This window comes from Breznakia sp. PFB1-19, assembly GCF_029893935.1.
In the GTDB taxonomy this organism is placed as follows: Bacteria; Bacillota_I; Bacilli_A; order Erysipelotrichales; family Erysipelotrichaceae; genus Breznakia; species Breznakia blatticola.
Genome location: NZ_JARXXJ010000002.1, coordinates 88,714 through 105,777 on the forward strand (window position 1 = coordinate 88,714; position 17,064 = coordinate 105,777).

At 35.2% G+C, this 17,064-nt stretch carries 14 protein-coding genes; all 14 read left to right on the forward strand.

Features of this window, described 5'->3' with window-relative positions:
• Positions 1-72 precede the first annotated feature (72 nt).
• The 14 genes from M2098_RS01845 to M2098_RS01910 all read left to right on the forward strand — a co-directional run bounded on the left by M2098_RS01845 (position 73) and on the right by M2098_RS01910 (position 17,004).
• Positions 73-1,668 (forward strand): vWA domain-containing protein, encoded by a 1,596-nt coding sequence (locus tag M2098_RS01845; protein ID WP_280681212.1) that lies wholly within the window; start codon positions 73-75, stop codon positions 1,666-1,668.
• A 174-nt stretch (positions 1,669-1,842) separates the two neighbouring features.
• Positions 1,843-3,867: a BglG family transcription antiterminator gene (locus M2098_RS01850; protein ID WP_280681213.1), complete on the forward strand. Its 2,025-nt coding sequence runs from the start codon at positions 1,843-1,845 to the stop codon at positions 3,865-3,867.
• A gap of 77 nt (positions 3,868-3,944) precedes the next feature.
• Positions 3,945-4,607, forward strand: a complete 663-nt coding sequence (gene deoC / locus M2098_RS01855; RefSeq protein ID WP_280681219.1) for a deoxyribose-phosphate aldolase — start codon at positions 3,945-3,947, stop codon at positions 4,605-4,607.
• Positions 4,608-4,805: 198 nt separating this feature from the next.
• Complete coding sequence (locus tag M2098_RS01860; RefSeq protein WP_134171293.1) at positions 4,806-5,252, forward strand: PTS sugar transporter subunit IIA; 447 nt, start codon at positions 4,806-4,808, stop codon at positions 5,250-5,252.
• 35 nt (positions 5,253-5,287) lie between these two features.
• On the forward strand, positions 5,288-6,664 hold the full coding sequence (locus M2098_RS01865; protein WP_280681223.1) for a PTS ascorbate transporter subunit IIC: 1,377 nt from the start codon (positions 5,288-5,290) through the stop codon (positions 6,662-6,664).
• 98 nt (positions 6,665-6,762) lie between these two features.
• Complete coding sequence (locus M2098_RS01870; protein WP_134171288.1) at positions 6,763-7,041, forward strand: PTS sugar transporter subunit IIB; 279 nt, start codon at positions 6,763-6,765, stop codon at positions 7,039-7,041.
• Between the two features lie 13 nt (positions 7,042-7,054).
• Entirely contained in the window at positions 7,055-7,909 is an 855-nt protein-coding gene (locus M2098_RS01875; protein WP_280681225.1) for a transketolase, read from the forward strand.
• Positions 7,909-8,865 carry a transketolase C-terminal domain-containing protein gene (locus tag M2098_RS01880; RefSeq protein WP_280681226.1) on the forward strand — a complete coding sequence of 319 codons (957 nt, stop codon included), beginning with the start codon at positions 7,909-7,911 and terminating at the stop codon, positions 8,863-8,865. Before M2098_RS01875 ends, M2098_RS01880 begins: the two co-directional genes overlap by 1 nt.
• Before the next feature lie 556 nt (positions 8,866-9,421).
• A complete protein-coding gene (locus tag M2098_RS01885) occupies positions 9,422-11,623 on the forward strand; it encodes a metallophosphoesterase family protein (RefSeq protein ID WP_280681227.1) in 2,202 nt (733 codons plus the stop codon).
• A gap of 94 nt (positions 11,624-11,717) precedes the next feature.
• The gene (locus tag M2098_RS01890; RefSeq protein ID WP_280681228.1) at positions 11,718-12,872 is read left to right on the forward strand and encodes a YibE/F family protein; all 1,155 of its coding nucleotides are present in this window, start codon (positions 11,718-11,720) and stop codon (positions 12,870-12,872) included.
• A gap of 261 nt (positions 12,873-13,133) precedes the next feature.
• Positions 13,134-14,705, forward strand: coding sequence for an alpha-glucoside-specific PTS transporter subunit IIBC (locus M2098_RS01895; RefSeq protein WP_280681229.1), 1,572 nt, complete (start codon positions 13,134-13,136; stop codon positions 14,703-14,705).
• An 11-nt stretch (positions 14,706-14,716) separates the two neighbouring features.
• Entirely contained in the window at positions 14,717-15,190 is a 474-nt protein-coding gene (locus M2098_RS01900) for a hypothetical protein (RefSeq protein ID WP_280686045.1), read from the forward strand.
• Positions 15,191-15,205: 15 nt separating this feature from the next.
• Positions 15,206-16,534: a 6-phospho-alpha-glucosidase gene (locus tag M2098_RS01905; RefSeq protein ID WP_280681233.1), complete on the forward strand. Its 1,329-nt coding sequence runs from the start codon at positions 15,206-15,208 to the stop codon at positions 16,532-16,534.
• Positions 16,534-17,004 (forward strand): PTS glucose transporter subunit IIA, encoded by a 471-nt coding sequence (locus M2098_RS01910; protein ID WP_280681234.1) that lies wholly within the window; start codon positions 16,534-16,536, stop codon positions 17,002-17,004. The genes M2098_RS01905 and M2098_RS01910 overlap by 1 nt, the downstream gene beginning before the upstream one ends.
• Positions 17,005-17,064: the final 60 nt, after the last annotated feature.

Below are 17,064 nucleotides of genomic sequence, written 5' to 3' on the forward strand. Positions count from 1 at the left end.
TCGTCTTAAGAAGCAACTAGGGATAAATTAACGTTGTTTCTAGACGGTCATGTGTTGAAGGAGGAAATAGAGATGAAAAAAGTAAAAGTATTCTTAAGTTTAATGATGGTGATTGTGTTTGGACTAAGTGCATATACGATGCAAATAAGTGCAAGTGAAAATGATGATCCAGGAATTCAAGTAGATGCAACAGCTTCTAATACAGTTGTTGCTGGTAGTGATGATATGTATAGTTTAGATTTATCAATCGTTGGTGGAAAAACAAGTGAAAATGGAGTTACATATGAACCCATTGATGTTGTTTTACTATTGGATACTTCATATAGTATGCATGGAGAACCATTTACTACAGCAAAAGAAAGTGCAAAACAATTCGCAACGGAATTACTTGCACACAGTAATCGTAACATACGCGTTAGCGTAATTGGATTTGGAGGAGGAATGACAATTCCTGGAACTAGTGATACATATCCAAACGCGATTACATATGTAGAACTTTCAAGTGATAGTAATCAAGTAGTACAAGCAATTGACGGTATCACGATTACGGGTGCACAAACAGCAATGAAAGATGGAATCGAAGCAGCTAAATTGCAATTTGATTCATATGGAAATGTTTTAGCTAAGCAGTATCTTGTTTTATTAGGTGATGGAGCGCCACAAGACTATTTAGTTTCTAGTGATGATGCATACCGTGATTCATGTTATGCATCGATGCAAGGATTAGTTACTAATAACCCAAATGTACATATTACTTCGATTGGATATCGATTGGATAAGGTTACACAAGAAGCTAGAGATGTTCTTTACAATATGTCACAAATGAGTGCATCTGGTCAATTCTATGATGCTTCTGTAGATAATTTATCAAGTATTTTTGATGGAATATATGTTGATATCTATACATTTATTGAAAAGTTGGATATCGAAGTACAAATTCCAGAAGGATTTACATATGTACCAAATTCACTAATAACTACAAGTAATGTAATTGTTGATGATAGCTTAGCAGCACAAAGTCGTATACTAAAAATACATACAGGAAAAATGAGTGAACTTGACCGTATTGATTTATCTTTCAAAGTGCAAATTGCACAAAATACAAACAGGAAAGTTGGAAATACACTTGTTTATAATTTTGATTACGACTATAAAACAGCAACGAGTGTAAAACAAGCAAGTACGACAAGTTCAGTAGATTTACCAATTTATGAAGTAACAACAAACAGTGGTGAACATGGACGTGTTTCAACTTCACGTTTAGTAGGTAAAGGTGCAAGTTATCAAGTTGCATGGGAAGCAGATGAAGGATACCAAGTATCAAAATTATTGGTAAATAATCAAAGTGTAAATGTAGCAGATAAGCAAGCAAGTTACACGATTGAAAACATAACAGATAACCAAAGTGTACAAGTTAGTTTTGCGAAAGTAGCTGTTGAAAAACCAGTAACACCTACACCTAAACCAACGCCTAAACCAACGCCAAAACCAAGTGAAAAACCTTCGGTTGATGTAGATAAAAAAGATAATATTATTGTAAGCGTAGAAGGTGTAAATGGAAGTGTAAAAACTGCAGATACATCAAATGGATTATTCTACATGGGATTATTAGTTATCTCAGGTGCAGTGATTTTCTACACACGTAAAAAAGTAAGAACACAAAAATAATCAAAGTGCAAAGACAAGGCGTAATTTTATCAACTGTGATAAAGTTTGTGCTTTGTCTTTTTAATATTTATTAATTCTTGTTCGATTTACAATTATTGGACAAGTTTATGACAAATTTTGGACTTCGTTGAAAATATAAAATGTGTTATGGTGTATTTAGGTGAGGTGACGAACATGATTGAACTCGATACAAGATGTCAGGAATTATTAAATACATTACTGCAAAGTGAGGTACATATTAAGATTCAAGAAATTGTTGATGAAAAACAAATCTCTAAACGAAGCGTGTATTATGATTTGTGTAAGATCAATGATTTTTTAGCGAGCCATAACATTGAAGAAGTCACCCTTGAAAGAAGTAAAGGGATCAATCTGTCACAAAAACAGAAAGAACAAATTCGTGAATTGATGTATAGTGAACCGTTAGTACGCAATGTATACTTCTCACCAAGTGAACGCGTGCTTATTATCATTTGTATGATTTTACAAAAGGATCGTCCATTGTTGATTGAGGATTTTATTGATGTTTGCCAAGTCTCAAGAAATACGATTATTAATGATTTAAAGGTAGCATCTACTAAACTACAAGAATATGGACTTACCTTAAAATTTGAGAATAAGACAGGCTATATTATTCAAGGAGACATCATTCGAAAACGTGCACTTTTCTTCTTGTATTTTCCTGAATTGATTTCATATTATCATACAGGAGCACTCAGTTCTCCATATCAAGAACAAGTAGAGGAAAACCTAAAGAAGTTTGATTATATAGAAAAAACATTAGATACACAATATGTCAGAGATACATTAGTTGCTTTGGCTCATTTTGTGCCTGTACTGGGACAAGAAGATGAATCATTCCATTTTACAGATATCGATAAAAATAAAATTATGGATACTTATGAATACACGTTAGTGCAAAGAAAGTTTCATCATCTTGTAGAGGATGAATGTATCTATTTAACCTTACATTTACTTGGCTCACGACTTGAAGTAACATCGATGGAAATCAATGATGTAAGTGAAGACCAAGAAGCCTATGATTTAGCAACTTCACTAGTAAGTGAATTTTCTAGACTTGCTTGTGTTGAATTTGAAAACAAAGAAGTTGTTGAACGTAGTATCTTTGTACATTTAAAAGCAAGTTTATATCGGTATCGGTATGGGATTCAAATAGGAAATCCATTGATTAATGATGTAAAAGGACAATACCCAGAGCTCTTTGAAATTACCAAAAAAGCAGCAGAGTATTTAGCCCAACAAATTGGAGTTCCCATTGCAGATAATGAAATTGCATATTTAACCCTACATTTTGGTGGATTCATTTCTACCAATCAAACAGTAGATCAAATGAACATTTTAATTATCTGTCCAAATGGAATATCCACAGGAAATATGCTTCGTGCAGAAGTTAGTACACTTATACCACACGCAGATACCATTGATGTAGTTGCACTTCGTGGCAACGATATATCTTTTGATGACTATCAAGTAGTAATATCGACAGTTGAAGTACCTAACTGCAGCAATTGCATTATTGTGCATCCCATTTTATCTGATGCAGACCGTGTTATGATTTTACGAAAATGTATGCGTACATCAGGCAAAGGACAAATTCGTGCGGATGATGTACTTGAAATTGTGAAAAAATACGTCAAAGAAGAAGACCATCAAGCACTAAAAATCGATTTACAGCATTACTTAGAATCGCTTACCGAGATTCGTTATCATCCACTTCAAGATGGTAGTAGAGGGATGTTATCCTTTTTAAATGAAGAGACAATCTACTTTCATGATGAAGACTATGACTGGCAAGAAGCCATTCGCTTGTCCAGTGAACCACTTGTTGAAAAGAAAAGTATTACAACCGATTTTGTGGATGCAATGATCCGTCAAACACGAAAGATGGGACCATACATGTTTATTAATGACCATGTGGTATTGGCGCATGCAAAACCTGAAGATGGAGTTGTCCAACTAGACTTTAATATGAATGTATTTGAATCGGGTGTGTACTTTCCAAAACAAAGAATGGCAAAGGTAATTTTGGTATTAGCTGCTGAAGATAAGGTCAAACATTTAAAAATCTTAAAGGATGTTATGCACCTATTTTCAAATGAGGAGATACAATCAGAGATACTTGCTTGCAAAAATGCCCCACAAATGTTACAAGTTATAGGTAAAGCACTGAAAGCTTAACCATGGTGTTGAAGTACATTATGTATGACTATTCTTTATTAAGAATAGAGTAAATAAAAAACAAAGGAGAAATAAAAATGAAAATGAATAAATTAATTGATCACACGTTATTAAAGGCAGATGCAACTCGTGATCAAATTGCAAAGTTATGCCAAGAAGCGAAAGAATATGACTTTATGAGTGTTTGTGTAAACTCATACTGGGTACCTTTTTGTGTAGAACAACTTGCAGGAACGGATGTAAAAGTTTGTACAGTTGTTGGATTTCCACTAGGTGCGATGAGTACAGCTGCAAAAGCTTGGGAAACAAAAGTAGCAATCGAACAAGGTGCAAAAGAAGTCGATATGGTTTTAAACATCGGTGAATTAAAAGGCAAAAACTATGATGTAGTACGTGAAGATGTACGTGCAGTAGTTGAAGCTGCAAAAGGAAATACCGTAAAAGTAATTTTAGAAACTTGTTTATTAACAGACGAAGAAATTATAAAAGCAAGTGAGCTTTGTGTTGAAGCAGGTGCACATTTTGTGAAAACAAGTACTGGATTTTCAACAGAAGGTGCAAACCCACGTGTTGTAAAATTGATGAAAGACACGGTTGGTGATAAAGCAGAAGTAAAAGCTGCTGGTGGTGTACGTAGTGCTGAAGACGTTGAAAAAATGGTAGAAGCGGGTGCAACACGTATTGGAACAAGTTCAGGAATTAAACTTGTCGTTGGTGAAAAAGTCACTGGCGGATACTAAAAACGAAATAGAAGAATCGGATCACCCCATCGACAGATTGTAAAAAACAATGATGTTTATGGGGTTTTTATGTACAATAATGAAGATAAGAAGTTGTAGAATGTACAAATTTTGCACAAACAGTTGCATACATTTGGACTTCTATTTATGTCTAAGTTATTTGATAATGTGCTTGTAAGAAGTAAGCGGGAGGAAAACATGAAAAATATGTTACAACGTGAAAACGTACAAATTGTTGAGAGTGTAAAAGATTGGATAGATGCTATACATGTTGGCGTACAACCATTGATCGATGGTGGATATGTAGAAGCAAGATATATCGATGCAATCATTGAAAACACTGAAAAATTTGGACCATATTATGTGCTATGTAAAGACTTAGCTTTACTTCATGCAAGTTCAGAGCAGGGGGTACTGAAAAAACAATTGGCTATAACGATATTACGTCAACCAGTACGCTTCAAACCAGATGGGTTTGATGTACGACTTCTCGTAACGTTAGCTGCCAGTGATTCAGAATCCCACATGCAAGCGATGCAAGCTGTATCTAATATCTTCACAGATGAAAAACGAATTGAACAACTTGCCACTGCAAAAACTGCAGATGATGCATATACGCAATTCATTGCAGCTGCAAATGAATAACTGTTAGTAAAACATAATTTAAAGGGGGTTTACAAATGAACAGTTTTTTACAAGTAATTTTAGACATTTTGTCAACGCCGTCAATTCTTGTTGGTTTGATGGCACTACTGGGGTTAATTCTACAAAAGAAACCAGTAGAGGATGTAGTTAAAGGAACCGTAAAAACAATTGTTGGGTTCTTAGTGTTAAGTGCTGGAGCAAGTTTCCTGCAAACAGGATCATTAAATGATTTTGGAACACTATTTAACTACGCGTTTGGAGTACAAGGGGTTGTTCCAAACAATGAAGCGATTGTTTCTTTAGGGTTAGCAGATTTCGCAAAAGAAACAGCATACATTATGTGTGCAGGAATGGTCGCAAATATTATCATTGCTCGTTTCTCTAGATTAAACTACATTTTCTTAACTGGACACCACACACTATACATGGCATGTATGCTAGCTGTTATTTTAAACATTGGTGGATTAAGTGGAGTTCCATTAATTATCTCTGGTGGATTAGTTCTTGGTTTAATCATGGTACTTGCACCAGCAATTACACAACCTACGATGCGTAAAATCGTAAAAACGGATGAACTTGCATTTGGACACTTTGGTAGTGTTGGATACTGGTTCTCTGCACAAGTTGGAAAATTAGTAAAAGGGAAAAAATCATCAGAAGATATTAACTTCCCACAACGTTTCTCATTCTTGCGTGATACAACAGTTGCAATTGGTTTAACAATGGTTGTCTTCTTCATTTTAGTTACAGCAGTAGCAGTTGGAAAAGGTGATTCAGCAGTTCTTGATCCAATTTTCAACGGTGAGAACTGGTTTATTTGGGCATTCATTCGTGGATTAAACTTCTCTGGAGGAGTATACATTATTCTATCTGGGGTACGTTTAATCATTGGAGAAATCGTACCTGCATTTAAAGGAATCGCAGAAAAACTTGTACCAAATGCAAAACCTGCACTTGACTGCCCAGTGGTATTCCCATATGCACCAAATGCGGTATTGATTGGATTCTTAGTTTCATTCTTTGGTGGAATTGTTGGATTGTTTATTCTTGGATTTATTAACTCTTCAATCATTCCTGTTGCCTTAATTTTACCAGGTGTAATTCCTCACTTCTTCTGTGGTGCAACTGCTGGAGTATTTGGAAATGCAGAAGGTGGATTACGTGGATGTGTAGTTGGTTCATTCCTACACGGATTACTGATCACATTCCTACCTGCAATTTGTATGCCAGTTATGGGAGCGTTAAACTTTGCGAACACAACATTCTCAGATGCTGACTTCTCAGTCGCTGGTATCTTCTTTGGAAACATCGCACAATTTGTGCAAGGAAATGCATTAATGGTTGTATGTATTGTATTATTCTTAATCCCGATTGCTTACAACTACATTATGCCAAAGAAAAAAGCAGACTAATTGAATAAATGAGTAATTGACATATGGTCAAAAAAGGAGATATGTTACGTATCTCCTTTATTTAAAAATGTATAATAATTTCATAAGGAGGAAAAAATATGGAAGTAAAAAGAATCATGTGTTGCTGTGGTTCAGGGTTAGGATCAAGTATGCTTGTTCGTATGAATGTTGAAAAAACATTAAAAAACCTTGGCTACACAGGAATTGATGTAACACACTCATCAGTAAGTGATGCAACAGAAAATGCAGCAGACTTATTTGTTGTTGGAAAAGATTTGGAACAATTCGTGTCTTCTTTACCAAGAGTGATTATCTTAGATAACATTATGGACATGACGGAACTAGAAACAAAACTCGATGCAGAGATGAAGAAGTAGCGAGGTTTGATGTATGAATGCAAGTGAAGTAAAAGATTTGAAAGTACTATCTGCAAAGATTCGTCTTGATGTGATCAAAATGCTATCATCATTAGGATACGGACATGTTGGGGGATCGTTATCTATTGTTGAAGTGTTGAGTGTACTTTATGGAAAGTATATGCGCTACGATGCAAGTAATCCATCATGGGACAAGCGAGATATGTTTGTTTTATCAAAAGGTCATGCTGGTCCTGGATTATATGCGACATTGGCAAATGTTGGTTTTTTTGAAAAAGATATGCTGTATACCTTAAATGCTGGAGGTACAAATATGCCTTCACATCCAGACCGTTCAAAAACACCAGGTGTTGATATGACAACTGGTTCATTAGGTCAAGGAACCAGTGTAGCAGCAGGAATCGCGACAGGCTTCAAAATGAATCACACAGACCAAAAAGTATATCTAATCGTTGGTGATGGAGAACTAAATGAAGGGCAATGTTGGGAAGCATTCCAATATATCGCACATAATAAACTGAATAATTGCATCGTCTTTATTGATAATAATAAAAGACAGTTAGATGGATATACATGCGATGTTTGTAATCCATTTGATATTGAAGCAAAAATGCGTGCATTTGGTTTTCATACAGTAAGTGTTAATGGTGTAGATGAAAAAGCTATCGCTGATGCAATCGAATTGAGTTTGGATGTAAAAGATCAAGCTGTATGTATTGTTCTAGATACAATTAAAGGACAAGGAATTCCATACTTTGAACAGTTAGCAGCAAATCACTCTGTAAAATTTAACAGCGAAGAAACACAACTAGCAACAAGTGAAGCAATTGCAAACTTGGAAGCATATATTGCAAAGGAGGGTGCCTAATGTTTACTTTAGATAGATATAGACAAGACAAACAAGAAATGCGTATGTCGGTAGTTGGTGCCCTACAAGAAGCAATACAAGAAAATGCAAAAGTAGTTGCACTTGAAGCAGACTTAGGTGGTGCTAGTGGATGGACAAATATTCAAAAGTCACATCCAGATAACTTTATTAATGTAGGTATTGCTGAAGCAAATATGATTGGAGTAGCTGCAGGATTAAGTGTTACTGGTTTTGTGCCATTTGTGCATACGTTTGGACCATTTGCATCACGACGCGTATTTGATCAAATTTTCTTATCTGGAGCATATGCATTTAATACATTAAATATTTATGGATCAGATCCAGGATTTTGTGCTGGACCAAATGGTGGAACACATACAACATGGGAAGATGTAGCACTGATGCGCACCATTCCAAATGTTGTGATTTGTGATGCTGCTGATGATGTACAAATGGATTGGATCATTAAAGAATTTGCGAAGATGGATGGAATACACTATATACGTGGAAATCGTAAAGGTGTACGTAATCTTTATGCGAAAGGTTCAACTTTCAAATTAGGAAAAGCAAATCTATTACGTGAAGGTAAAGATGTACTATTAATTAGTGCAGGACAACTTGTCAGTGATGCACTTGATGCAGCAGATGAACTAGCAAATCAAGGTATCGATGTTGAAGTTCTTGATATGTTTACAATTAAACCATTAGATGTTGAGGCAATTCTTAAACATAGCAAAGATAAAAAACATATCGTTGTTTTGGAAAATCATTCAATTACGGGTGGTCTAGGTAGTGCAGTAGCTGAAGTAATAGCAGAACAAGCATTACAAATTCCATTAACGAGAATGGGCTGTAAAGAAGCATTTGGACAAGTAGGTTCACAAGAATACTTACAAAAAGAGTTTGGCTTAACCAAAGATGATGTAGTAAAGACAATTCAAAATCTTACCATCTAATCTTTTATTACAATAGAAAAGCAACCAAATGTAGTTGCTATTTGAATTAGCAACCAATTTCGGTTGCTTTTTGTATTTTATACAACAATCGGTAAATACACGTTATCATTATTAAATGAAAAAACAGGAATATGCACGGGTAGGGTGCAAATGTTAGGTTGCTTAGAAAATAGCAATCTTTCATAATGGGGACAGATAAGAAAAGAAGTGATATAAAATTTTGGGGAAAGTTGTGTGTCAAAATTTTCTTACTTTTGTATTTTGTAATCATAAAGATTATATAGAAGGAGGAATGATAATAAAGAGGGGGTATTTTTGTGTGTAAAGGTAATGTTATTGTAGCTTGGTCGTAGAATAACTTGAAAATATCAAAAAGATTAGGTGAAAAAAGATACATCAAGTGTAACTACAAAGGATGCAAATTTGGGTGGAGTTATGTATGTACACATAATTACGAGTACTAGGCTTCATAAATGCATTGAATAGTCATCGTTATAAGTAAAGTATCACGATGATAGGTAGCAAGTAATGAAATTGAACATGTAAGGAGATAATTATGTTTAAGAAAATTGGAATAACATTAGTAACAATTATGACATTGTTGAGTGGAAACTTTGGTGGCGAACATAAAGTTTTTGTCACACAAACACAAGATGAAGCTCCAATCGAAGTCTTGTCGAATTATAATGTAGCGCAAGACACAATGGAGTGGAAATATTTGGATGATAATACAGATCCAAATAAAGATACATGGTATGAAGGATGGAATAAACGTAACGGTTGGGCGTACCCAATTGGTTGGTTAGACTATGGTGTCGATATGAAATTTGATGATGCTGCTTGGCCTACATATCAAGGAAAGAAATTTACGACAAAAGAAAATGATAATGGACAAGTGTTAAAGACAAACGATGATGGGACAACATACAGTACATACTATTTACGTCACACATTCCGCTTAACACAAAAACAAGTAGATAGCATTTATGCGATTACTGGAAAAGTTAAGTATAATGATGCAATGATTATGTACATCAACGGAAAACCAGTTGGAAATTTCTTCAACATTCCAACAAGCAACTATAAAGCAAATACAGAGTATGGTAGTCAAGTAAAAGTTGATGAATATATCGAAGAAGAATTCTTGGTAGAAGATGTATCAAGTTTAGCTGATGGTTATGTTCCTGGCACATACAAAGATGTTTGGGATGATGATTGGAAAATGACAGTTAGTCAGTTGGATGTTGCTGATACTGATGCGTATGGAAATACATTTATGGATATCACAATTGCAGTGGAACTTCACACATATGATGAAGTGGATGAAGATGCATTATTTGAATTAGTTGAATTCAACATCAACCCTGCTGGTGATAAATTACCAGATAGTGATGCAGTGAAAAATGTATCATTAAACGTAGGTAGAGATGAAAGTTCATTAAACCTTGCTTGGTTTGCGACTTCTGAAAATGCAGGAGCACTTCAAATCATGGAAGGTAATGATGTAAGCGTATTTGATGAAGCAAAAGCATCAACAATACCTGCTAAATCAACTGAAAAAGCATATACAAAATTCACAGATACACACTACTACTCAAATAAAGTAGATTACAATGGAATTGAACCAGGTAAAAATTATGTATATCGTGTCGGAAATGCAGATGGATATTCAAAAGTATACAAACTAACTACGAAAAATGTAGATAATGGATATGAATTTATCTTCTTATCAGATGCACAAATCGGTACAGGAACCATTCCAACGGACTTACTTGGATGGGAAAATACATTAGATAAAGCATTAGGAATGTTCCCAAATGTAAGCTTTATTGCCAATACTGGAGATATGGTCGATGTAGCCAATAAAGAAAGTGAGTATGATGCATACTTTACACCAAAAGCACTACAAGGAATTCCATCAGCTACAGCTGTAGGAAACCACGATATTGCCAAAAACTATGGAAACCACTTCAATGAACCAAATCTTTCAGGATTGGGTGCAAGTGCTGCAAATAGTGATTACTACTATACATATGGAAATGTACTATACATGGTACTGAATACAAGTAATTCAAACAATGAAGAACATGTTGAGTTCATGCGTAAAGTAAACGAAGAAACGAAAGATCAAGACTTTGCATGGAAAGTTGTAATGTTCCACCAAAGTATTTATGCATCTGGAAAACAATCAACATATAAAGATCAAGTAGAACCAAGACAACAAGCATTCGTGCCGGTATTTGAAGAATTAGGTGTGGATGTAGTCTTAATGGGACACGACCACTGCTATGCACGTACAAAGATTATGAAAAACTTCATGCCTGTAGAAGGAATTGATGCAACTGCAAGTGAAGTAGAAAATCCTGATGGAATTTTATATCTAACAACAAGTAGTGCAAGTGGAAGTAAATACTATGATTTAGTTACAGAATATGAATATCTAGCAAAACGTGCACAACCAAAAGTACCAATGTTTATGCACTTGTCATTTACAGATGATACATTTACAATGGAAGCATACCGTACAGATACATTAGAAACAGTAGATAGTTATACAATTAAGAAAACTGCGGATACACCAGTGGTAGAAAAACCAGTGGATGAAAAGCCAGTAGTTGATACACCAAAAGATAATGATGTATCAAAACCAGCAACATCACCTGATACAGGAGATAGTACAACACCAATGGTATTTGCCTTGATGTTACTAGCTAGTGGTATGGTATTAGGAGCTTACAAGCTAAAAAGAAAAAACTAAGTTTGATTAAGACTCTATTACAAAATAATGGAATAGAAAGGTGAGAGATAGTGGATAAGCTATCTCTCTTAATTACATGATGAAAAAGATAACGATGGATAAAAAGAGAATCAGTACAATCGTGTTACTTGTGTGTGCATGCTGTTTCTTTGTGTTTTTATATTGGTTAAATACAGAGAAACTAGAATCCTATTCACTAATACATGCAGATAATCTACAATACGAAAAAGCTACGATTACTAAAGTGCATGATCAATACTTAGAAGCGGATGAACAAACGAGTTCAGGATATCGTGGAACACAGGATGTAAAAGTAAAAGTGACAAGCGGGAAACTAGAAGGTAAAGAATTTAGTATTACCAACTATGTCACGAAAACACATAACATTCTAGTTGAAGAAGGTAGTAAAGTCATTGTGGCAGTAGATGAAACACAAGCAGGAAACAGTGTAAGTATCTACAATTATCAACGAACAAATGGTATCTACTTAATGATTGGACTATTTGTGGTGTTGATGATTGCAGTAGGTGGAATGAAGGGACTAAAAGCATCTATTGGTTTAGCCTTTACTTTTATAACTGTTCTATTTTTCACCTTACCACTAATCTTCCATGGGTACTCACCAATCTTGATTGCGATTATAAGTGCAGTGATTATATCTGCTTTTACCTTACTGATTATTGATGGACCAACAAAGAAGACATTAGTAGCCTTTGTGGGGACTGCATGTGGTGTGATGGTTGCAGGACTCATCTTCAATATCTTTTCATCGATTTTACGAGTGTCAGGATTTCAGTTAGAAGAAGTTGAAACATTGTTTATGATTGCCAATCAAACAGGACTACATATCCGCGATATATTATTTGCCGGAGTATTGATTGCGGCAGTGGGAGCCTTATTAGATGTGGCAATGAGTATTGCAAGTACACTACATGAAATACATGAAGTAAATCCAGAGTTATCTGCATATCAATTATTTCAATCTGGAATCAATGTAGGAAAAGATATGATAGGAACGATGTCAAATACATTAATTCTTGCGTATGCAGGAAGTTCCTTTGCGACAATGATTCTATTTATGGCATACAGTGTAAATGCCAATCAAATACTTAACATGGACTATGTTTCACTAGAGATTGCACAGGCATTAGCAGGAAGTATTGGGATTGTATTGACTGTACCATTTACCTCATTGCTTGGTGCATATATCTTAAGTGCGAAAACAAAAAAGGTACCTGTACAAGAATAAAAAATCATCAGTAATACATAAAATAAATCGACCAAATGCAAGTAAATATGCACTTGGTCTTTTTTTACGTGCAGTCATAAAAAAGTGAATATTATGCCTATTTTAAAGGCTTTGTGAAAAATCACAGGATATATTCATATGTATGAAATTGTGTATTTGTTCCCAAAGAATCGCAAAGTATTGTGCTTCAAAAATCGGATGTTATGATGTGAATGTATCAAGCAATATCAGTTACGATTGTTCTAAAAGGGGGTAAACGATATGATGCAAAAAATACAAAGATTTGGAGGAGCGATGTTCACGCCGGTACTGCTTTTCGCGTTTGCGGGAATCTGTATTGGAGTTGGAACATTGTTTACGACAGAAGCGATTATGGGTGGAATGGCAGCACCAACACACATATGGTATCAGTGTTGGAATATCATTTTACAAGGAGGATGGACAGTATTTAATCAACTTCCATTACTATTTGCGGTAAGCTTACCAATTGGACTTGCAAAAAAACAAAATGCACGTGCATGTATGGAAGCACTCGTATTATTTCTAACATTCCATTATTTCTTAAGTACGATTCTTGCGCAATGGGGTCCAACGTTTGGTGTAGACTTTAGCCAAGATATAGGTGGAACTAGTGGATTAACGATGATTGCAAATATTAAAACACTAGATATGGGAATGATTGGTGCATTAATGATTTCTGGAATCGTGATTTATATTCACAACCGTTTCTACGACACGAAACTTCCAGAGTGGTTAGGAACATTTAATGGATCAACATTCGTTGTTATGATTGGATTCTTTGTGATGATTCCAGTAGCATTATTGTCTGCTTGGTTATGGCCAATGGTTCAAGGGGCGATGACTGCATTCCAAGGATTTGTGGTGACGACAGGTAACTTTGGAGTTTGGGTATTTATCTTCTTAGAAAGATTACTGATTCCATTTGGACTTCACCACTTACTGTACTCACCATTCTTCTACGATAATGCGGTAGTTACTGGTGGTATGTATTCTGCTTGGGCAAACATGTTACCAACATTGGCAGCATCAAGTGAATCATTAAAATCACTTGCACCACAATTTGGATTTACACTTACAGGAATGTCTAAGATGTTTGGTTGTCCAGGTATTGCTTTAGCATTCTATGCAACTGCAAAATCGGAAAAGAAAAAACGTGTACTAGGATTATTAATACCAATTACTTTAACAGCTGTTATGTGTGGTGTTACTGAGCCAATTGAGTTTACATTCTTGTTTATTGCGCCCGCACTATATGTTGTGCACTGTATCTTAGCAGCAACACTTGCAACGGTGGCATATATGGCTGGAGTTGTTGGAATTTTCTCAGGTGGAGCAATTGAATGTGCTGCCTTAAACTGGATTCCATTAATGAGTTCACACTGGTCAACGTATTTGATTCAATTTGCAATTGGAATTGCCTTTACAGGAATTTACTTCATTGTATTTAGAACGTTGATTTTAAAATTTAACTTCGCAACACCAGGAAGAGAAGTTGATGAAGATGAAGATGTAAAATTCTACTCAAAAAAAGAATTCAGAGAGAAAAAAGGAATGACATCTTCAGGTAACGATTTGGCATATGTTGAAATGATATTAGAAGGACTTGGTGGTGCGGATAATATTGAAGATGTTACAAACTGTGTGACACGTCTTCGCGTCACCGTAAAAGATGAAACAATTGTAAAAGACGATAAGTATTTCAAACAAATTGGAACACATGGATTAGCAGCTAAAGGAAAATCAATGCAAGTAATTATTGGATTAACTGTTGCATCTGTTCGTGATGACTTTGAAAAATTACTAGCTGCATAAGAAAGGACGATATGATGAAAACTAAAAAGTTAAAGAAATGGTATACGTTAGCACAAATACTTCTATGTGTGACGCCTATCATGTTCTATATTCAAGTTTCGTATAAATTGATTGGTTCGCAAATGGACTTGCAAGCATTGTTGCAACAAGATCCTGCGGTTGCTATTTCCTTTTTAGTAGCAATCATCAATCCATTTGTAGCGTATCAACTACAGTATTTCAAAAAACAAATAGAGGCAAAAGATACAAATATTGTGATCTTTAGTTTAATGATGTTGATGGTAGCACAAATGCTACTAGGAAATATATTCTATGTTTGTGTGTTAGGATTTCTAGCAATTCAAACATACCGTTTATACAAATCATCTTGGACAAGAGCACAAGTATTTGAAACGATACGACATGCATGGTCTTACATGATACCTAATGTTGCTATTATGGCACTTAGTATTCTATGTTTCTATGCATCTATGCAAATCATGTAGAGGAGGCAAAAACACATGAAAAAGTATTCAATAGTAGTAGCCGGTGGAGGAAGTACCTTTACACCAGGAATTGCGTTAATGTTGCTTGAGGAACAAGACCGTTTTCCAATTCGTAAAATTAAGTTTTATGACAATGATGGTAAGCGTCAAGAAACCATCGCAAAGGCATGTGAAATATACATTAAAGAAAATGCACCAGAGATTGAGTTTAGTTATACAACTGATCCAGAAGAAGCATTTACAGATGTAGATTTCTGTATGGCACACATTCGTGTTGGAAAATATGCAATGCGTGAAAAAGACGAAAAGATTCCATTAAAGTATGGAGTTGTTGGACAAGAAACTTGTGGTCCAGGTGGTATCGCATATGGAATGCGTTCAATTGGTGGAATTATTGAACTGATTGATTATATGGAAAAGTATTCACCAAATGCATGGATGTTAAACTATTCAAATCCTGCAGCTATTGTTGCAGAAGCAACAAGACGCTTACGTCCAGATTCAAAAATTCTTAATATATGTGATATGCCAGTTGACCTTGAAGAAAAAATGGCAGACATGGTTGGCTTGAAAAGCCGTAAACAACTTGATACACAATATTATGGATTAAACCACTTTGGTTGGTGGCACAAGATTTATGACAATGAAGGAAATGATTTAATGCCAATCATTCGTAAAAAGATGGCAGAAAATGGATTTGCTGGTGCAATTAGTCAAACAGATCAACATGTTGAAAATTCATGGATGGACACATTTGCTAAAGCAAAAGATGTATATGCACTAGATCCAGAAACTATTCCAAATACATATTTGAAATATTACTTATTCCCCGACTATGTTGTTGAACATGCAAATCCTAATCATACACGTGCTAATGAAGTTATGGAACATAGAGAAAAACATATCTTTGAAGTTTGCAATAACATCATTGAAGCAGGTACTGCAAAAGGTTCACCATTTGAACCAGATGCACATGCAACATACATTGTGGACTTAGCTTGTGCAATCGCAAAAAACACAAAAGAGAAAATGTTGTTGATTGTACCTAATGAAGGAACAATTGAAAACTTTGATCGTACAGCAATGGTAGAAGTACCTTGTATTGTTGGAAGTAATGGATACGAAAGAATTGTGCAAGGAGCCATCCCACAATTCCAAAAAGGATTGATGGAACAACAAGTATCTGTTGAAAAGTTAACAGTTGCTGCTTGGATTGAAGGATCATACCAAAAACTATGGCAAGCAATTACGCTTTCAAAAACAGTGCCAAGTGCGCGCGTTGCTAAATTGATCCTAGATGACTTAATTGAAGCAAATAAAGAGTATTGGCCAGAACTTAAATAATGTTTTTTAAAAAGAAAAACAAAGAACTCTACGCGTTTGTGGATGGCGAAAGTGTAGAATTAGAGCATGTACCTGATGATGTGTTTTCACAAAAGATGATGGGTGATGGAATTGCAATACAACCAACCAGTGGTTGTGTGGTTGCTCCATGTGATGCACGTATCACACTTGCTAATGATGAAAGCTCTCACGCAATTGGCTTTATTAATTCTGATGGTGTAGAGATGTTAATTCATATTGGACTTGATACCTTTGCATGCAAAAAGGATGTTTTTAAACGGCATGTACATATTCAAGATCATGTAAAAGCTGGACAATCACTGATTAGTTTTGATTTAGCGTACTTTAAAGAACATGGACTTAAGGATATCATTATGTTAGTCATTGTCGATGATAATCAGCATCAAGTTCAGAAATACTACTCAAAAGCAGTGAAAGCAAATGAAGATGTAATACTTGAATACAAGTAAGATAAGTGCCAGCAATCGTTGGCACTTATTTATGTAAGGGTAGACAAGTAAGTTTGGGTG

Bases quoted from the DNA above. Each gene is read 5' to 3' on its own strand.
- deoC (WP_280681219.1), top strand. From the start codon at position 3,945: ATGAAAATGAATAAATTAATTGATCACACGTTATTAAAGGCAGATGCA.
- M2098_RS01900 (WP_280686045.1), top strand. From the start codon at position 14,717: ATGATGAAAACTAAAAAGTTAAAGAAATGGTATACGTTAGCACAAATA.
- M2098_RS01910 (WP_280681234.1), top strand. From the start codon at position 16,534: ATGTTTTTTAAAAAGAAAAACAAAGAACTCTACGCGTTTGTGGATGGC.
- M2098_RS01905 (WP_280681233.1), top strand. From the start codon at position 15,206: ATGAAAAAGTATTCAATAGTAGTAGCCGGTGGAGGAAGTACCTTTACA.
- M2098_RS01865 (WP_280681223.1), top strand. From the start codon at position 5,288: ATGAACAGTTTTTTACAAGTAATTTTAGACATTTTGTCAACGCCGTCA.
- M2098_RS01890 (WP_280681228.1), top strand. From the start codon at position 11,718: ATGGATAAAAAGAGAATCAGTACAATCGTGTTACTTGTGTGTGCATGC.
- M2098_RS01885 (WP_280681227.1), top strand. From the start codon at position 9,422: ATGTTTAAGAAAATTGGAATAACATTAGTAACAATTATGACATTGTTG.
- M2098_RS01860 (WP_134171293.1), top strand. From the start codon at position 4,806: ATGAAAAATATGTTACAACGTGAAAACGTACAAATTGTTGAGAGTGTA.
- M2098_RS01875 (WP_280681225.1), top strand. From the start codon at position 7,055: ATGAATGCAAGTGAAGTAAAAGATTTGAAAGTACTATCTGCAAAGATT.
- M2098_RS01845 (WP_280681212.1), top strand. From the start codon at position 73: ATGAAAAAAGTAAAAGTATTCTTAAGTTTAATGATGGTGATTGTGTTT.
- M2098_RS01880 (WP_280681226.1), top strand. From the start codon at position 7,909: ATGTTTACTTTAGATAGATATAGACAAGACAAACAAGAAATGCGTATG.
- M2098_RS01850 (WP_280681213.1), top strand. From the start codon at position 1,843: ATGATTGAACTCGATACAAGATGTCAGGAATTATTAAATACATTACTG.
- M2098_RS01895 (WP_280681229.1), top strand. From the start codon at position 13,134: ATGATGCAAAAAATACAAAGATTTGGAGGAGCGATGTTCACGCCGGTA.
- M2098_RS01870 (WP_134171288.1), top strand. From the start codon at position 6,763: ATGGAAGTAAAAAGAATCATGTGTTGCTGTGGTTCAGGGTTAGGATCA.